The following is a 15450-nucleotide window of genomic DNA, read 5'->3' as shown; positions in this document are numbered from 1 at the left end:
AAAGGCGCAATCATAAACGATTGCGCCTTCGCGTTCAACTCGAAACCGGAAGTTTGAAGAACCTTCCGGAATTCCGGTCGATTAGCGTTCGATGTTGGCGGGCGGCCAGTTTTCGAGCTTGCTGCCGAGCGTCAAACCGTGAGCGGCGAGCACTTCCTTGATTTCGTTCAAGGACTTGCGGCCGAGGTTCGGCGTCTTGAGCAGTTCGTTTTCCGTGCGCTGGATGAGGTCGCCGATGAAGTAGATGTTCTCGGCCTTCAGGCAGTTGGCGGAACGAACCGTGAGTTCGAGGTCGTCGACCGGACGCAGGAGGATCGGATCGATCGGAGGCGGATTGTTGGCCGCTTCTTCTTCCTTCTCGACGGTGACGTCGTCGGGGTGGATCGAACCGAAGACCGTGAGCTGATCCTGGAGGATGCGCACGGATTCGCGAAGGGCTTCTTCCGGACCGATGGCGCCGTTCGTTTCGATCGTCATTTCGAGCTTGTCGAGGTCGGTGCGCTGCGCGACGCGAGCGGCCTGAACCTGATAAGCGACGCGACGGATCGGCGAGAAGGACGCGTCCATGATGATGCGGCCGATGTTGGTCTTCGAGTAGTCGTCGCGGAAGCCGCGGACGTCGCCGGGCTGGTAGCCGCGACCCTTCTCGATCTTGACCTGCATTTCGAGACGGCCGCCCGAAAGGTGAGCGATCACGTGTTCGGGGTTGAGAACCTGAACGTCGTGGGGGAGGTCGAAGTCGCCGGCGGTGACGATGCCTTCGCCGTCCTTGCGGAGCATGACGGTGACTTCGTCGCGGCCTTCGAGCTTGAAGACGACGCCCTTGAGGTTGAGGAGGATGTCCACGACGTCTTCGAGGACGCCGTCGATCTGGGAGTATTCGTGAACGATGCCCGTGATCTGCGCTTCCGTGGGAGCGTAGCCGACCATCGACGCGAGGAGAATGCGACGGAGCGCATTGCCGAGCGTGTGGCCGTAGCCGCGTTCGAACGGTTCGAGCGTGATGACGGCACGGTTGGGGTTGTCGGCGTCCGGACGGACGTCAACCATCGTGGGCTTCAAAAGAGCGGTGCTTGCCATGGTGATATTCCTGCTTGCCCTCGGTTCGTTACGCCGATAAGGCGGGATTGGACCGGCCAGACGGACGGCCGCCTGCATTGTAATGCATTCGGGAGGGGCCTCAGGAGAAAGCGCCTCGCGAATGCCAACGCCGTAAGGGACAAAAACGCGGACTCCGGAGGAGACCGCGTTTTTTGCCTGTGGACATTGTCTGAGACGGATCGTTCCGCACTGCGCACTACACGGTGCGGAACGAGAGCCGTCGGGACAATTAGCGGGAGTAGCGTTCGATGATGAGGGCTTCGTTGATTTCCGGAGCGACTTCGTCGCGGGCCGGAACGTTCTTGAAGGTACCTTCGAACTTCTTCGGTTCGACGCTAACCCAGGCCGGGAAGCCGTTCTGCTGCGCGAGGTCGAGAGCCTCGGCGATGCGGGCCTGCTTCTGGGCCTTTTCACGCACGGAGATGACGTCGCCGGCCTTGACATTGTAAGAAGGAATGTTCACCTTCTTGCCGTTCACGAGGATGGCGCCGTGGCTGACCAGCTGACGCGCTTCGGCGCGCGTGGAGCCGAAGCCCATGCGGTAAACGACGTTGTCAAGACGGCTTTCAAGGAGCTGGAACAGCTTTTCGCCGGTGTTGCCGCGCAGACGCGAGGCTTCCGCGAAGTAGCGGCGGAACTGACGTTCGAGCACACCGTACATACGCTTGGCCTTCTGCGTTTCACGCATCTGGTTACCGTAGTCGGACATGCGGGCTCCGGAAATCTTACCGTGCTGGCCCGGCTTGGAACCGACGTCCTTGACCTTGGAATCAAACGAACGACGGGCGCTCTTCAAATTAAGATCAATGCCTTCGCGGCGCGAAAGCTTGAGCTTAGGACCGAGATATCGTGCCATTTAAAAATGCCTCTTTTATCCTGTAGGTAATCCCTACATTCAGTCCACGTGCCTCAGTTTGCAGGTGGACACGGGGATACAACAGAAAATCAATCAGTGATTAGACGCGACGACGCTTGGAGGGGCGAACGCCGTTGTGCGGGATCGGCGTCACGTCCTGGATCGACGTCACGCGGATGCCGAGCGCGTTAAGGGCGCGCACGGACGATTCGCGGCCGGGACCGGGACCCCAAATGCGAACTTCGACGTTCTTGAGACCGTATTCAAGAGCGGCCTTACCGGCGACGTCGGCCGCAACCTGAGCGGCGAACGGCGTGGACTTGCGGGAGCCCTTGAAGCCCTGAGCGCCGGACGAGGACGCGGCGATCGCGTTGCCCTGGCGGTCGGTGATCGTGATGATCGTGTTGTTGAAGGAAGCGTGGACGTGGGCGATGCCTTCCGTCACAACCTTCTTGACCTTCTTACGAGCACGCTGCCCAGCAGCCTGCTTGGAATTGTTGCCAGCCATAGTAATCCTTTATTACTTCTTGAGCGTCACACCGGCCTTGCGGGGGCCCTTACGGGTGCGAGCATTGGTACGGGTACGCTGGCCGCGGCAGGGAAGACCGCGACGGTGGCGCATGCCACGATAGGTACCGAGGTCGATCAAACGCTTGATCGACAACTGGATTTCGCGACGCAGATCGCCTTCGACCGTGTACTTGGAAACACCATCACGGACGAGTTCGAGTTCGGCGTCAGTAAGATCCTTGATCTTCTTGGAATATTCAATACCGCAAGAATCGAGAATCGCACGAGCGCGAGAACGGCCGATGCCATAGATGGCGGTGAGACCGATTTCGGCGTGCTGCTGCGGCGGAATGTTAATACCGGCGATACGAGCCATTCTGTTACCTCTTTAGCCTTGACGCTGCTTGTGACGCGGGTCGGCGCAGATCACACGAACAACGCCCTTGCGCTTGATGATCTTGCACTTGCGGCACATCTTTTTGACCGAAGCGTTAACCTTCATTCTCATCTCCACGTGCACGAGTGCACGGATAACAATGCCCACATGGCAGAAACGCAGAATACTAATCGAAATTTCTGTTCCCTGCAACTCGAAACGGGACGTAGTGCATCCTGATGTTTCGGCTCGGGATTTCGGGTAACCATCGGGCGCCATTCCCGAAGGAAGGACGCCCGCCTGGAATCCCGCCATGCCGTTCCGGCCGGTCGGGCCGGAACAGGGCATCGGGTTTTTAACGATGGGTCGGAATTACTTCTGACCCAGGCCGCGGAAGTTGGTCTTCCGCAGCAAACTTTCATACTGGTGCGTCATCATGTACGCCTGAACCTGGCTCATGAAGTCCATCGTCACCACCACCACGATGAGCAGCGAGGTGCCGCCGAAGTAGAACGGCACGTTGAAACGAAGGTTCAGGAATTCAGGCACGAGGCAAACGAACACCAGATAGGCGGCACCGCCGAGCGTTAGGCGCAGAAGCACCCGGTCGATGTAGCGGGCCGTTTGCTCACCCGGACGGATGCCCGGGATGAAAGCACCACTCTTCTTCAGATTCTCCGCCGTTTCCTTCGGGTTGAAGACCAACGCCGTGTAGAAGTAGGCAAAGAAAACGATGAGCGCGGCGTAAAGGAGCGTGTAGAGCGGCTGCCCCGGAGAGAGCGAAGCGGCAAGGTCACGGATCCAGCGGGTGGAGTCCCCGCTCGTGAACCAACCCGCAAGGGTCGCCGGGAAGAGAATCAACGACGAAGCAAAGATCGGGGGAATAACACCCGACATGTTCATCTTGAGCGGCAGATACGAGCTCTGGCCGCCGTAGATTCGATTGCCGATCTGACGCTTGGCATAGTTGACGGTGATTCGACGCTGACCGCGTTCGACGAAGACGACGAAAGCGGTAACGGCGAGCACGATCGCGATCACGAAGATCGCCGCCAGGGGGCTGATGGCACCCGTCGAAACCAGCTGGAAGAGACCAGAGGCCCCGTTCGGGAGACCGGCCACGATACCGGCGAAGATGATGATCGAGATACCGTTGCCCAAGCCACGCTCGGTGATCTGCTCACCGAGCCACATGAGGAACATCGTCCCCGTGAGCAGGGAGACCGTCGTCGTGATGCGGAAGAGCATTCCGGGATCAAGAACGAGGCCCGCCTGGCTCTCGAGGGCGACGGCGATCCCGAACCCCTGGAAGATACCCAGTGCCAGAGTCCCGTAACGGGTGTACTGGGTGATCTTGCGGCGTCCGGATTCGCCTTCTTTACGCAACGCTTCAAGCGACGGCAGCACGTAGGACAGCATCTGCATGATGATCGATGCAGAGATGTACGGCATGATGCCGAGCGCGAACACCGAGAAGCGCGAGAGAGCGCCACCGGAGAACATGTTGAACAGCCCGAGAATGCCGCCCTGCTGCTGATTGAACAGCTGGTTGAGCATGTCGGGGTCAATACCCGGGACCGGCACATGAGCGCCGATACGGTAGACAACGAGCGCAAGCGCCAGGAAGATCAGGCGACCCTTAAGGTCGCCGTACTTGCTGAGGCCCGACTGCTGTTGCTTGGTGCTGGGGCTGGTCGCCACGTCGGTGTCCTCTTTAGAAGCTTTGAGTCTTAGTCAGCAATGGCGCCGCCGGCCGCTTCGATGGCAGCGCGGGCACCCTTGGTGACGCCGAGACCACGCACGGTGACCTTGCGGGTGATGCTACCCGAGAGGATCACGCGGGCGTTCTGAGCGAGAGCGGAAACGACGCCGGCGTCCTTGAGGACGGCGAGATCGATTTCTTCAACGCCCAGACGTTCCAAGTCGGACAGACGCACCACCTCGCAGAACTTGCGGGTAAGCGACGTGAAGCCGCGCTTCGGGAGGCGGCGATACATCGGCATCTGGCCGCCTTCGAAACCAACCTTGTGGAAGCCGCCAGCACGGGACTTCTGACCCTTGTGGCCGCGACCGGCGGTCTTGCCCCAGCCGCTGCCGACGCCGCGCCCGACGCGATGACGGGCGTGCTTCGAGCCCTCAGCGGGCTTGATCGTATTCAAACGCATTTTCGAATCCTTTCCGATCATTCGGCGCGCACGAGGTACGCAACCTTGTTGATCATGCCGCGCACGGCGGGCGTATCTTCGAGAACGCGCGACTGGTTGAGCTTCTTCAAGCCCAGGCCAGCGAGCGTGGCACGGTGATCCGCCTTCGTACCGATGGGGCTCTTAACCAGAGTAACCTTAACGGTCTTCTTTTCGGACATGTCTTGGTCTCCTGATTAGCCGAGGAGCTCTTCGACGGTCTTACCGCGCTTGGCGGCGATTTCCGCCGGGCTGCGCAGATTGTCGAGAGCCTTCAGAGTGGCACGAACCAGGTTGTAGGGGTTCGTGGAACCGTAAGCCTTGGCAACGACGTTGCGGATGCCGACGGCATCGCAAACGGCGCGCATCGGGCCGCCGGCGATCACGCCGGTGCCTTCGGGGGCGGGCATCATGATGACGCGGGAAGCGCCGTGACGACCTTCGACGGCGTGATGAATCGTGCCGTTCTTGAGCGGGACGCGCTTCATCGTGTGACGGGCACGTTCCATCGCCTTGGAGACGGACTGCGGCACTTCGCGGGACTTGCCCGTACCCATACCGACCGAACCGTCGCCGTCGCCGACAACCGTAAGAGCGGCGAACGCGAGGATGCGACCACCCTTAACAACCTTGGTGACGCGGTTGACCGCGATCATCTTTTCACGCAGGCCTTCGTCCTGTTCGTCGACCACAGCGTTTTTAGCTTGAACCTTAGCCATGAGCTCCTGCCTTAGAACTTGAGGCCGGCTTCGCGCGCGGCTTCAGCGAGCGCGGCGACACGGCCATGGTAACGGTAGCCGGAACGGTCAAAGGCGCAGGATTCGATACCGGCGGCCTTCGCCTTTTCGGCAAGACGGGCACCAACGATCTTGGCAGCGGCAATGTTGCCGCCGCGGCCCGTGACGGACGCGAGCTGCGCGCGCACTTCGGGTTCGAGCGTCGAGGCCGAAACCAGGGTGCGGCGGTTGTCCGCGGAAATGATGCTGGCGTAAATGTGCAGGTTGGTGCGATGGACCGTCAGGCGATCGACCTTCTGCAAGAGAATGCGGGCACGCGTGGCACGCGCGCGGCGCAAGCGGCTTTGTTTCTTGTTGATCATCTTCAATCGCCCCGATTACTTCTTCTTGGTTTCCTTGATGATGACGACTTCGTCGGCGTAACGGACGCCCTTGCCCTTGTAGGGTTCGGGAGCACGGTAAGCGCGGACTTCGGCAGCGGTCTGACCGACCTTCTGCTTGTCGGCACCCTTGATCACGATTTCGGTCTGGCTGGGCGTTTCAACCTTCACGCCGGCGGGCATCTGGTGCACGACGGGGTGGGAGAAACCGAGCGACAGGTTGAGCTTGTCGCCCTGAGCCTGGGCACGGTAGCCCACGCCCACGAGCTGGAGCTTCTTTTCGAAACCGACCGAGCAGCCCTTGACCATGTCGGCGACGAGCGCACGCATCGTACCGACGTTGGCGTTGGCTTCACGGGATTCATCAAGCTGGGAGAAGTGGAGGTGACCGTCTTCTTCCTTGATCGCAACCTTCGGAAGGATGTGCATCGACACTTCGCCGACGGGACCCTTCACGGAGATGTTTTCCTCGGTGAGCGTGTACGTCACGCCCTTGGCGATGGAAACGGGAATCTTAGCAATTCGGCTCATTTCACACTCCTTGGCTTAGGCGACGTAGCAGAGAACTTCACCGCCGATGCCGGCAGCGCGGGCAGCGCGGTCGGTCATCACGCCCTTCGGGGTGGAAACGATCGCGATGCCGAGACCGTTCATCACCTGGGGAATGGCGCCGGAGCTCTTGTAGATACGGAGGCCAGGACGGGAAACGCGTTCGAGGCGTTCGATCACGGGGCGGCCGGCGTAGTACTTGAGCTGAACACGAAGTTCGGGCTTGCCGTTTTCGGCGACCACAGCGAAGTCATCGATGTAGCCTTCATCCTTCAGAACCTTGGCGATCGCAACCTTCAGCTTGGAGGAAGGCATGACCACTTCGGCCTTGTCGACGATCTGACCGTTGCGGATGCGGGTCAGCATGTCGGCGATCGGATCACTCATACTCATTGTTGTAATCTCCTCGCTTACCAGCTGGCCTTGACAAGGCCGGGAATGTCACCGCGCATGGCGGCATCACGGATCATGCCGCGGCACAGACCGAACTTGCGGAACGTGCCACGGGGACGACCGGTCAGGGCGCAGCGGTTGCGCTGGCGGACCGGGCTCGCGTCGCGCGGGAGAGCCTGCAGCTTGGCGCGGGCTTCCAGGCGCTCTTCCATCGAGCGGGTAGCGTCGTTGATAATAGCCTTGAGGGCGGCGCGCTTGGCCGCGAACTTGGCGACCGTAGCGGCGCGCTTGGCTTCGCGGTTAATCAGAGCAAGTTTTGCCATTTTGCGTCAACCCTTAGTTGCGGAACGGGAAGTTGAAACCGGCAAGAAGCGCCTTGGCTTCTTCGTCGGTCTTCGCCGTCGTGGTAATCGAAATGTTCATCCCGCGGAGAGCGTCGATCTTGTCGTATTCGATTTCCGGGAAGATGATCTGTTCCTTGAGGCCGATGTTGTAGTTGCCGCGGCCGTCGAAGGCGCGACCCGACACGCCGCGGAAGTCGCGAACGCGGGGGAAGGCAACCGTAACGAGACGGTCAAGGAAGTCGTACATGCGTTCGCCGCGGAGCGTGACCATGCAGCCGATGGGCATGTTTTCGCGAATCTTGAAGTTCGCGATGGCCTTGCGGGTGCGGGTGATCACAGGCTTCTGGCCGGCGATCTTGGTCATGTCGGCGACGGCGTTGTCGACGAGCTTCTTGTCGTTCACGGCTTCACCGACACCCATGTTGAGGGTGATCTTGGTGATGCGGGGAACCTGCATGACGGTCTTGTAGCCGAACTTCTTGGTGAGTTCGGGGACGATCGTGTCCTGATAAAGAGAACTAAAACGCGACATCGTCACCCTCATTCGGCCTTGGCGCCGACAACAGCGCCGTTCGACTTGAACACGCGAACCTTCTTGCCGTCGACTTCCTTGAAGCCGACGCGGTCACCCTTACCGGTAGCCGGATTGACCAGCATGACGTTCGACTGATCGATGGGCATCGTCTTGTCGACGATACCGCCGGTCACGCCGAGGGTGGGATTCGGACGAACACACTTCTTGACGACGTTAACGCCTTCGACAATGACGTGGCGGTCATCGACGCGGGAGAGGACGGTGCCCTTCGTGCCCTTGTCGCGGCCAGCAATGACGATGACTTCGTCACCCTTACGGATACGCTGCATCGCTTCTCCTTGAATTAGATAACTTCAGGAGCAAGCGACACGATCTTCATGAACTGCTCGGTACGCAGTTCACGCGTCACCGGCCCGAAGATGCGGGTGCCGATCGGCTCCAGCTTGTTGTTGAGAAGAACGGCGGCGTTGCCGTCGAAGTTGATCGACGAACCGTCCGCGCGGCGAACACCGTGAGCGGTACGAACGACGACCGCGTTGTAAACTTCGCCCTTCTTGACACGGCCGCGGGGGGCCGCTTCCTTGACAGTCACCTTGATGACGTCACCGATGTTGGCATAACGGCGCTTGGAGCCGCCCAACACCTTGATACACATCACCGAACGCGCACCGGTGTTATCGGCGACGTCCAGTCGGCTTTGCATCTGAATCATGGTTAGAAAATCCCAACTTATTCCACATTAGCGGATAGTATTGGTCCCGTTTCGGGAGGAAGGTCATAAGCGAGACCGCTCCGAAGCCCCGACTGCAGGGTCGGGGGAAACGGGCTCAATCACAACCCTAGAAATGCATCGCCCGGAACACCACCAGGGGTCTTCCGGGCGACGGGTTGCAACTATAACTTAGGAAAAATTATCGTGCAACCGATTTGAGCGTTTTTTTGCTCGCGACGCGATTAAAGCACTTCGGCCTTCGAAATCACGCGGGTCACGACCCAAGACTTGGTCTTGGACATCGGACGCGTTTCCGCGATTTCGACCTTGTCGCCTTCACCGCAGCCGAGTTCGTCATGAGCATGATACTTCTTGCTCTTGAGAACGTACTTGCCATACAGCGGATGCTTGACCTTACGTTCCACGAGAACCGTAACGGTCTTTTCCATCTTGCTGCTGGTCACCGTGCCCTGGAGGGTACGGGTCAGAGCTTCATTGGTCTGTTCGGTCATTTCGTGGTCGCCTTCTGGGTAAGGATCGTGCGGGCACGCGCGATGTCACGACGCGTAGCACGCAGCGAAGCCGTATTCTGGAGCTGCTGGGTGGACTTCTGGATGCGGAGCTTGAATTCCGTCTTCAGAAGATCGTTGAGTTCCTGCTTGAGCGCGGCCTCATCCTTGGCGCGCATTTCCTTAGCGTTCATGTCCGTCTCCTTACATGCCGATCTGGCGGACAACGAACGTGGTCTTCACGGGCAGCTTGGCCGCGGCGAGCGCGAAGGCTTCGCGGGCGAGCTGTTCGTCAACCCCGTCCATTTCATAGAGCACGCGGCCCGGCTGAACGAGCGCGACCCAGTATTCGGGATTACCCTTACCGTTACCCATTCGGACTTCGGCGGGCTTGCTCGAGATGGGCTTGTCCGGGAACACGCGGATCCAAACGCGACCACCGCGCTTGATGTGGCGCGTGATGGCGCGACGGGCAGCTTCGATCTGGCGAGCCGTGATGCGGCCGCGTTCGAGCGTCTTCAGACCGAATTCACCGAACGAAACGTTCGCGCCACGGGTGGCGAGACCGTAGTTGCGGCCCTTCTGGTCCTTACGATATTTGCGACGATTCGGTTGCAGCATCGTTATTCTCCGTCCTTAGCAGCAGGCTTGCGCGCGGGGCGGTCCTGCTTCATTTCGTTGCGGCGGCCGTTGTTGCGGCGCGCACCGGGCTTGCCGGCACGGTCGCCCGGGCGGCGGCTGCGGCGGTCTTCACGGGGAGCCTGAGCTTCGAGGGCTTCGGCGTTGAAGTTGTCGCCCTTGTAGACCCAGACCTTGACGCCCACGACGCCGTACGTCGTGTGCGCTTCGGAGAAGCCGTAGTCGATGTTCGCGCGAAGCGTGTGCAGGGGCACGCGGCCTTCGCGGTACCATTCGGAACGGGCGATGTCGGCGCCGTTCAGACGGCCCGAGGACATGATCTTGATGCCGAGGGCACCGAGACGCATGGCGTTCTGCATCGCGCGCTTCATGGCACGGCGGAACATGACGCGCTTTTCGAGCTGCTGCGTGATGCCGTCGGCGATCAGCTGAGCGTCGAGTTCGGGACGACGAACTTCTTCGATGTTGACGTGAACGGGCACGCCCATCATCTTCTGAACTTCGGCCTTAAGCGCTTCGATGTCGGCGCCCTGCTTGCCGATCACGATACCGGGACGAGCCGAGAAGATCGTGATGCGAGCGTTGTTCGCCGGACGTTCGATGAGGATGCGGCTCACGCTGGCGTTGCGAAGCTTCTTCTGGAGGAAGCTGCGGACAGCGAGGTCTTCACCGAGCGTGCGGGAGAATTCGCGGCCAACCGCGTACCAACGCGACGTCCAGTTGCGCGTCACGGGAAGACGGAAGCCGGTGGGATTAATTTTCTGACCCATGGTACACCTTTACTTAGCTTTCGCGTCGCCGACGGAGATATAGATATGGCTGGTCTGCTTGTTGATGCGCGTGCCGCGGCCCTTGGCGCGAGCGGCGAAACGGCGCAACGTGGCAGCCTTTTCCACATGGATCTTGGTCACGACGAGCGTGTCGATGTCGGCACCGTCATTGTGCTCGGCATTCGCGATGGCGCTTTCGAGAGCCTTCTTGATGATGACCGCGGCCTTCTTCTGCGTGAAGGTGAGGATGGCGAGGGCCTTGTCCACGGGCTTGCCGCGAACGAGGTCAGCAACCAAACGACCCTTCTGGGCCGACAGGCGGACACCACGGACGATAGCAGTAGTTTCCATTTACTTACCCACCTTCTTGTCACCGGCAGCGTGGCCCTTGAACGTGCGCGTGAGCGCAAATTCGCCGAGCTTGTGGCCGACCATGTTTTCGTTGATGTACACCGGAACGTGCTGACGGCCGTTGTGGACGGCGATGGTCAGACCAATGAATTCCGGAAGAATCGTCGAACGACGCGACCAGGTCTTGAGCGGACGCTTGTCGCGGCTCGCCTGAGCGGCTTCGACCTTCTTCATGAGGTGCCCGTCGACGAACGGGCCTTTCTTCAAAGAGCGAGACATTCAAGGCCCCCTTACTTGCGGTTACGACGCGACACGATCATGGAATCGGTGCGCTTGCTGTTGCGGGTGCGGTAGCCCTTGGTGAGCTGACCCCAAGGCGTGACAGGAGCACGACCGGTACCGGTCTTGCCTTCGCCGCCGCCGTGCGGATGGTCGACCGGGTTCATGGCAACGCCACGGACCGTCGGACGGATACCGCGCCAGCGCTTCGCACCGGCCTTGCCGAGTTCGCGGAGGCTGTTTTCTTCATTGCCGACCGTGCCGATCGTGGCGCGGCATTCAATGAGAACGCGACGGACTTCACCGGAGCGCAGACGAATCTGAGCGTATTCGCCTTCGCGAGCGACGAGCTGAGCGAAAGCACCGGCGGCACGAACCATCTGGGCGCCCTTGCCCGGGAGGAGTTCGATGCAGTGAATCGTCGAACCGACCGGGATGTTACGCAGCGGAAGCGTGTTGCCGACCTTGATCGGGGATTCCGGGCCGTTCATGATTTCCTGGCCGACCGTCAGGCCCTTCGGGGCGATGATGTAGCGGCGTTCGCCGTCGGCGTAGAGCACGAGAGCGATGTTGGCGGAACGGTTCGGATCGTATTCAATGCGTTCGACGCGGGCGGGCACGCCGTCCTTCTGACGCTTGAAGTCGATGATACGGTAGGCGCGCTTGGCACCGCCACCCTTGTGGCGGCAGGTGATGTGGCCGTTGTTGTTACGGCCCGAGCCGCGATTCTTCTTCTCAACGAGAGCGGCCCAGGGCTTGCCCTTGTGGAGCTCCTTGTTGACAACCTTGACCGCGTGACGGCGACCGGCGGAAGTCGGCTTGAGTTTGACGAGAGCCATTACTTCACCTCTTGCGCGAAGTTGATTTCTTCACCCTTGGCAACGGAGACGATCGCCTTACGAACGTCGTTGCGCTTGCCCATGAAACGGCCGAAGCGCTTCTGCTTGCCCTTCAGGTTAAGAATTTGAACGGAGTTGACGTGCACGTTGAAGAGCATTTCAACAGCAGCCTTAACTTCGGTCTTCGTGGCGTTCGGAACGACAACGAAAGAGACCTGGTTGTGCTTCTCGGCAACCATCGTGGACTTTTCAGAGATCACGGGGCCGACGAGCACCTTCATCAGACGTTCCTGGTTCATGCCAACATCTCCTCAATCTGGGCGACAGCCGCCTTCGTGACAACGATCTTGTCGAAGTAAAGGAGGCAGAGCGGATCGGCGTAGCGCGGCGGGACGACGAGAACGTCCTTCATGTTGCGCGACGCGAGGATGAGGTTGTCGCTGAGCTCTTCGTCTTCGACGATGATGAGGGTCTTCGTGTTGAGGCCCATCGTCTTGAGCTGATCGGCAAAAGCCTTCGTCTTCGGGAGATCAGCCTTGATGGTTTCGACAACCGTCAGACGTTCGTCGGCGACGAGCTTCGAGTAGATCGTAGCCATCGCAGCGCGGAACATCTTCTTGTTGACCTTCTGGCTGAAGTTTTCGACCGGCGAGTTCGGGAACGCACGGCCGCCCCCACGCCACACGGGCGAGGACGTCATACCGGAACGGGCACGACCCGTACCCTTCTGACGCCAGGGCTTCTTCGTGGAGTGGTGGACCTCAGCTCGCGTGAGCTGAGCGCGCGTGCCGAGACGCGCATTGGCCTGGAAAGCCACCACGATCTGGTGGACCAGGGCTTCGTTGTATTCACGACCGAACACGGCGTCGGCGGCCGCAACCGTCTTACCCTGCTCGTTCAGGACATTCAGTTCCATTGTTTCGCTCCTTACGCCTTAACAGCCGGACGGACGATGACTTCGCCGCCCTTAGCGCCGGGGACCGCACCGCGAACCAGCAGAAGCTGACGTTCAGTGTCGACACGCGCGATCACGAGATTCTGAGTCGTGCGCTGCACATCGCCCAGATGGCCGGCCATACGCTTACCGGGGAACACACGGCCCGGGTCCTGGCGGTTACCGATGGAGCCGGGAGCGCGGGTCGTCACGGAGTTACCGTGGGAAGCGCGGTTGGACGAGAAGTGGTGGCGCTTGATGGCGCCAGCGAAACCCTTACCGATGGTCGTGCCGGTCACGTCGACCTTCTGGCCTTCCGTGAACATTTCGCACGAGAGGGTCATGCCGGGCTTGAATTCGGCGACCTTTTCGGCATCGATATGGAACTCTTTGAGCGTCGAACCCGCTTCGACGCCGGCCTTGGCAAAATGGCCGGCAAGGGGCTTGCTCACACGCGAGGGCTTCTTGGAGCCGAACGCGACCTGGATTGCATTGTAGCCGTCGGTTTCGACCGTCTTCACCATCGTGACACGGTTGTTCGACACGTCGAGCACGGTCACGGGCACGGACACGCCGTCTTCCGTGAAAATACGCGTCATGCCGATCTTACGACCGACGAGGCCGAGCTTATCACTCATTGTTTTCTCCACCCCGGCTGCGATTGGCCGGGACCGTTTTCCAAAAAAATCCTTGCCCTTTCGTTTGAAGTCGGAAAGGGATCAGGACAGAAAGGCGCGATTGTAGCCGTCTTGAAAATCCCATGCAACTGAAGTTGCTGTATTTTTTGAGGACGGCCGGGGATCAATCGTATTACTGGACCTTGATCTTGACGTCGACGCCGGCGGGAAGATCGAGCTTCATGAGCGCGTCAACCGTCTTGTCGGTGGGATCAACGATGTCCATGAGACGCTGGTGCGTGCGGATTTCGAGCTGGTCGCGCGAGGTCTTGTTGACGTGCGGCGAACGGAGAATGTCGAAACGCTGGATGCGGGTGGGGAGCGGAACGGGGCCGCGAACGACGGCGCCGGTGCGCTTGGCGGTGTCAACGATTTCAAGAGCCGACTGATCGATCAACTTGTAGTCGTACGCCTTGAGGCGGATGCGAATGCGCTGAGACTGCATTTCGTTTTCCTAGAAAAAAGAACAAAAAAAGAACAGAGGGAGCGGAGTATAACCCCGCTCCCTCTGTCGATCAAGTCAAACGACCGGATTTTTTGCGCCTAAGCGCGAACCCGTGTTTATTCGATGATCTGGGCAACGACGCCGGCACCGACGGTGTGGCCGCCTTCGCGGATGGCGAAGCGGAGGCCCTGTTCCATGGCGATCGGGCAGATGAGCTTGACGGTCATCGTGATGTTGTCGCCGGGCATGACCATTTCAACGCCTTCCGGCAGTTCGATCGTACCCGTCACGTCCGTCGTACGGAAGTAGAACTGGGGACGATAGCCCTTGAAGAACGGGGTGTGACGGCCGCCTTCTTCCTTCGTCAGGACGTAGACTTCGCCCTTGAAGTGCGTGTGGGGCGTGATCGAACCGGGCTTGGCAAGAACCTGGCCGCGTTCGACGTCTTCACGCTTCGTACCGCGGAGAAGGATACCGACGTTGTCGCCGGCCTGACCCTGGTCGAGCAGCTTGCGGAACATTTCGACGCCCGTGCAGGTCGTCTTCGTCGTGGGCTTGATGCCGACGATTTCGATTTCGTCGCCAACCGAGATCACGCCGCGTTCGACACGGCCCGTAACCACCGTACCGCGACCGGAGATCGAGAACACGTCTTCGATCGGCATGAGGAACGGAAGGTCAACGGCGCGTTCCGGCGTCGGGATGTAGCTGTCGAGCACTTCGGCAAGCTTGAGGATGGCCGGTTCGCCGAGGGGGCCCTTGTCGCCTTCGAGAGCGAGCTTGGCGGAACCCTTGACGATGGGAATGTCGTCGCCCGGGAAGTCGTACTTCGAGAGGAGTTCGCGAACTTCCATTTCAACGAGTTCGAGAAGCTCTTCGTCGTCGACCATGTCGCACTTGTTCAGGAAGACGATGATGTAGGGAACGCCGACCTGACGGGCGAGCAGGATGTGTTCGCGCGTCTGGGGCATGGGACCGTCGGCAGCCGAGACCACGAGGATCGCACCGTCCATCTGGGCGGCACCGGTAATCATGTTCTTGACGTAGTCGGCGTGGCCCGGGCAGTCAACGTGCGCGTAGTGACGCGTTTCCGTTTCGTATTCGACGTGAGCGGTATTGATGGTAATACCGCGGGCCTTTTCTTCAGGAGCCGCGTCGATCTGGTCGTACGCCTTGGCTTCGCCGCCGAAGTGCGACGAAAGGATCGTCGTGATCGCAGCGGTCAGCGTGGTCTTGCCATGGTCAACGTGACCGATGGTGCCCACGTTAACGTGGGGCTTGGTTCGTTCAAACTTACCCTTGGCCATTTTAGGTCCTTAAAGTAATGGGGT

The 15450-nt window shown here is 60.0% G+C and carries 28 protein-coding genes; all 28 read right to left on the bottom strand.

The annotated features are described in order from the left end of the window. Positions 1 to 81 precede the first annotated feature (81 nt). The 28 genes from S6FBBBH3_RS01625 to tuf all read right to left on the bottom strand — a co-directional run bounded on the left by S6FBBBH3_RS01625 (position 82) and on the right by tuf (position 15426). Positions 82 to 1080, bottom strand: a complete 999-nt coding sequence (locus S6FBBBH3_RS01625) for a DNA-directed RNA polymerase subunit alpha (protein ID WP_120176114.1) — start codon at positions 1078 to 1080, stop codon at positions 82 to 84. Between the two features lie 250 nt (positions 1081 to 1330). Then, the gene (rpsD, locus tag S6FBBBH3_RS01620; protein ID WP_120176112.1) at positions 1331 to 1957 is read right to left on the bottom strand and encodes a 30S ribosomal protein S4; all 627 of its coding nucleotides are present in this window, start codon (positions 1955 to 1957) and stop codon (positions 1331 to 1333) included. 100 nt (positions 1958 to 2057) lie between these two features. After that, a complete protein-coding gene (gene rpsK / locus S6FBBBH3_RS01615; RefSeq protein ID WP_120176110.1) occupies positions 2058 to 2465 on the bottom strand; it encodes a 30S ribosomal protein S11 in 408 nt (135 codons plus the stop codon). 12 nt (positions 2466 to 2477) lie between these two features. Continuing rightward, the gene (rpsM, locus tag S6FBBBH3_RS01610) at positions 2478 to 2843 is read right to left on the bottom strand and encodes a 30S ribosomal protein S13 (RefSeq protein ID WP_120176108.1); all 366 of its coding nucleotides are present in this window, start codon (positions 2841 to 2843) and stop codon (positions 2478 to 2480) included. A gap of 12 nt (positions 2844 to 2855) precedes the next feature. Further along, a complete protein-coding gene (gene rpmJ / locus S6FBBBH3_RS01605) occupies positions 2856 to 2969 on the bottom strand; it encodes a 50S ribosomal protein L36 (RefSeq protein WP_038006473.1) in 114 nt (37 codons plus the stop codon). Positions 2970 to 3215: 246 nt separating this feature from the next. Next, complete coding sequence (gene secY / locus S6FBBBH3_RS01600; protein ID WP_120176106.1) at positions 3216 to 4544, bottom strand: preprotein translocase subunit SecY; 1329 nt, start codon at positions 4542 to 4544, stop codon at positions 3216 to 3218. Between the two features lie 29 nt (positions 4545 to 4573). Next, a complete protein-coding gene (rplO, locus tag S6FBBBH3_RS01595; RefSeq protein ID WP_120177779.1) occupies positions 4574 to 5008 on the bottom strand; it encodes a 50S ribosomal protein L15 in 435 nt (144 codons plus the stop codon). A gap of 17 nt (positions 5009 to 5025) precedes the next feature. Continuing rightward, complete coding sequence (gene rpmD, locus S6FBBBH3_RS01590; protein ID WP_120176105.1) at positions 5026 to 5208, bottom strand: 50S ribosomal protein L30; 183 nt, start codon at positions 5206 to 5208, stop codon at positions 5026 to 5028. Between the two features lie 15 nt (positions 5209 to 5223). Further along, positions 5224 to 5745: a 30S ribosomal protein S5 gene (gene rpsE, locus S6FBBBH3_RS01585; protein ID WP_120176104.1), complete on the bottom strand. Its 522-nt coding sequence runs from the start codon at positions 5743 to 5745 to the stop codon at positions 5224 to 5226. An 11-nt stretch (positions 5746 to 5756) separates the two neighbouring features. Beyond that, entirely contained in the window at positions 5757 to 6125 is a 369-nt protein-coding gene (rplR, locus tag S6FBBBH3_RS01580) for a 50S ribosomal protein L18 (RefSeq protein WP_120176102.1), read from the bottom strand. A gap of 15 nt (positions 6126 to 6140) precedes the next feature. Then, entirely contained in the window at positions 6141 to 6674 is a 534-nt protein-coding gene (gene rplF / locus S6FBBBH3_RS01575) for a 50S ribosomal protein L6 (protein ID WP_120176100.1), read from the bottom strand. Positions 6675 to 6689: 15 nt separating this feature from the next. Then, positions 6690 to 7085: a 30S ribosomal protein S8 gene (gene rpsH / locus S6FBBBH3_RS01570; RefSeq protein WP_120176099.1), complete on the bottom strand. Its 396-nt coding sequence runs from the start codon at positions 7083 to 7085 to the stop codon at positions 6690 to 6692. A gap of 17 nt (positions 7086 to 7102) precedes the next feature. Continuing rightward, the gene (gene rpsN / locus S6FBBBH3_RS01565) at positions 7103 to 7408 is read right to left on the bottom strand and encodes a 30S ribosomal protein S14 (protein ID WP_120176097.1); all 306 of its coding nucleotides are present in this window, start codon (positions 7406 to 7408) and stop codon (positions 7103 to 7105) included. 13 nt (positions 7409 to 7421) lie between these two features. After that, positions 7422 to 7961, bottom strand: coding sequence for a 50S ribosomal protein L5 (gene rplE / locus S6FBBBH3_RS01560; protein ID WP_120177778.1), 540 nt, complete (start codon positions 7959 to 7961; stop codon positions 7422 to 7424). A gap of 8 nt (positions 7962 to 7969) precedes the next feature. Next, positions 7970 to 8293 (bottom strand): 50S ribosomal protein L24, encoded by a 324-nt coding sequence (gene rplX, locus S6FBBBH3_RS01555; RefSeq protein ID WP_120176095.1) that lies wholly within the window; start codon positions 8291 to 8293, stop codon positions 7970 to 7972. A gap of 14 nt (positions 8294 to 8307) precedes the next feature. Continuing rightward, positions 8308 to 8676, bottom strand: a complete 369-nt coding sequence (rplN, locus tag S6FBBBH3_RS01550; protein WP_120176093.1) for a 50S ribosomal protein L14 — start codon at positions 8674 to 8676, stop codon at positions 8308 to 8310. A 242-nt stretch (positions 8677 to 8918) separates the two neighbouring features. After that, the gene (rpsQ, locus tag S6FBBBH3_RS01545) at positions 8919 to 9188 is read right to left on the bottom strand and encodes a 30S ribosomal protein S17 (RefSeq protein ID WP_120176092.1); all 270 of its coding nucleotides are present in this window, start codon (positions 9186 to 9188) and stop codon (positions 8919 to 8921) included. Further along, positions 9185 to 9379 (bottom strand): 50S ribosomal protein L29, encoded by a 195-nt coding sequence (gene rpmC, locus S6FBBBH3_RS01540; RefSeq protein WP_120176090.1) that lies wholly within the window; start codon positions 9377 to 9379, stop codon positions 9185 to 9187. The genes rpsQ and rpmC overlap by 4 nt, the downstream gene beginning before the upstream one ends. Positions 9380 to 9389: 10 nt before the next feature. Further along, positions 9390 to 9806, bottom strand: a complete 417-nt coding sequence (gene rplP, locus S6FBBBH3_RS01535; protein WP_005434266.1) for a 50S ribosomal protein L16 — start codon at positions 9804 to 9806, stop codon at positions 9390 to 9392. Positions 9807 to 9808: 2 nt separating this feature from the next. After that, entirely contained in the window at positions 9809 to 10594 is a 786-nt protein-coding gene (gene rpsC, locus S6FBBBH3_RS01530; protein WP_120176088.1) for a 30S ribosomal protein S3, read from the bottom strand. A gap of 9 nt (positions 10595 to 10603) precedes the next feature. Then, positions 10604 to 10945, bottom strand: a complete 342-nt coding sequence (gene rplV, locus S6FBBBH3_RS01525; protein WP_005434263.1) for a 50S ribosomal protein L22 — start codon at positions 10943 to 10945, stop codon at positions 10604 to 10606. Continuing rightward, positions 10946 to 11224 carry a 30S ribosomal protein S19 gene (gene rpsS, locus S6FBBBH3_RS01520; protein ID WP_120176087.1) on the bottom strand — a complete coding sequence of 93 codons (279 nt, stop codon included), beginning with the start codon at positions 11222 to 11224 and terminating at the stop codon, positions 10946 to 10948. A gap of 11 nt (positions 11225 to 11235) precedes the next feature. Beyond that, on the bottom strand, positions 11236 to 12063 hold the full coding sequence (gene rplB, locus S6FBBBH3_RS01515) for a 50S ribosomal protein L2 (RefSeq protein ID WP_120176085.1): 828 nt from the start codon (positions 12061 to 12063) through the stop codon (positions 11236 to 11238). Next, positions 12063 to 12362, bottom strand: a complete 300-nt coding sequence (rplW, locus tag S6FBBBH3_RS01510) for a 50S ribosomal protein L23 (RefSeq protein WP_120176083.1) — start codon at positions 12360 to 12362, stop codon at positions 12063 to 12065. The genes rplB and rplW overlap by 1 nt, the downstream gene beginning before the upstream one ends. Beyond that, a complete protein-coding gene (gene rplD / locus S6FBBBH3_RS01505; protein WP_120176082.1) occupies positions 12359 to 12979 on the bottom strand; it encodes a 50S ribosomal protein L4 in 621 nt (206 codons plus the stop codon). Before rplD ends, rplW begins: the two co-directional genes overlap by 4 nt. Positions 12980 to 12990: 11 nt before the next feature. After that, complete coding sequence (rplC, locus tag S6FBBBH3_RS01500; RefSeq protein ID WP_120176080.1) at positions 12991 to 13635, bottom strand: 50S ribosomal protein L3; 645 nt, start codon at positions 13633 to 13635, stop codon at positions 12991 to 12993. Positions 13636 to 13807: 172 nt separating this feature from the next. Beyond that, positions 13808 to 14119, bottom strand: a complete 312-nt coding sequence (rpsJ, locus tag S6FBBBH3_RS01495) for a 30S ribosomal protein S10 (RefSeq protein ID WP_005431601.1) — start codon at positions 14117 to 14119, stop codon at positions 13808 to 13810. Between the two features lie 116 nt (positions 14120 to 14235). Continuing rightward, positions 14236 to 15426, bottom strand: coding sequence for an elongation factor Tu (gene tuf / locus S6FBBBH3_RS01490; protein ID WP_120176064.1), 1191 nt, complete (start codon positions 15424 to 15426; stop codon positions 14236 to 14238). Between the last annotated feature and the right edge of the window lie 24 nt (positions 15427 to 15450).

It is taken from the genome of Sutterella megalosphaeroides (assembly GCF_003609995.1).
In the GTDB taxonomy this organism is placed as follows: Bacteria; Pseudomonadota; Gammaproteobacteria; order Burkholderiales; family Burkholderiaceae_F; genus Sutterella; species Sutterella megalosphaeroides.
Note: the sequence above shows the minus strand (reverse complement) of the source record. Positions and strands in the feature narration are given on the sequence as shown.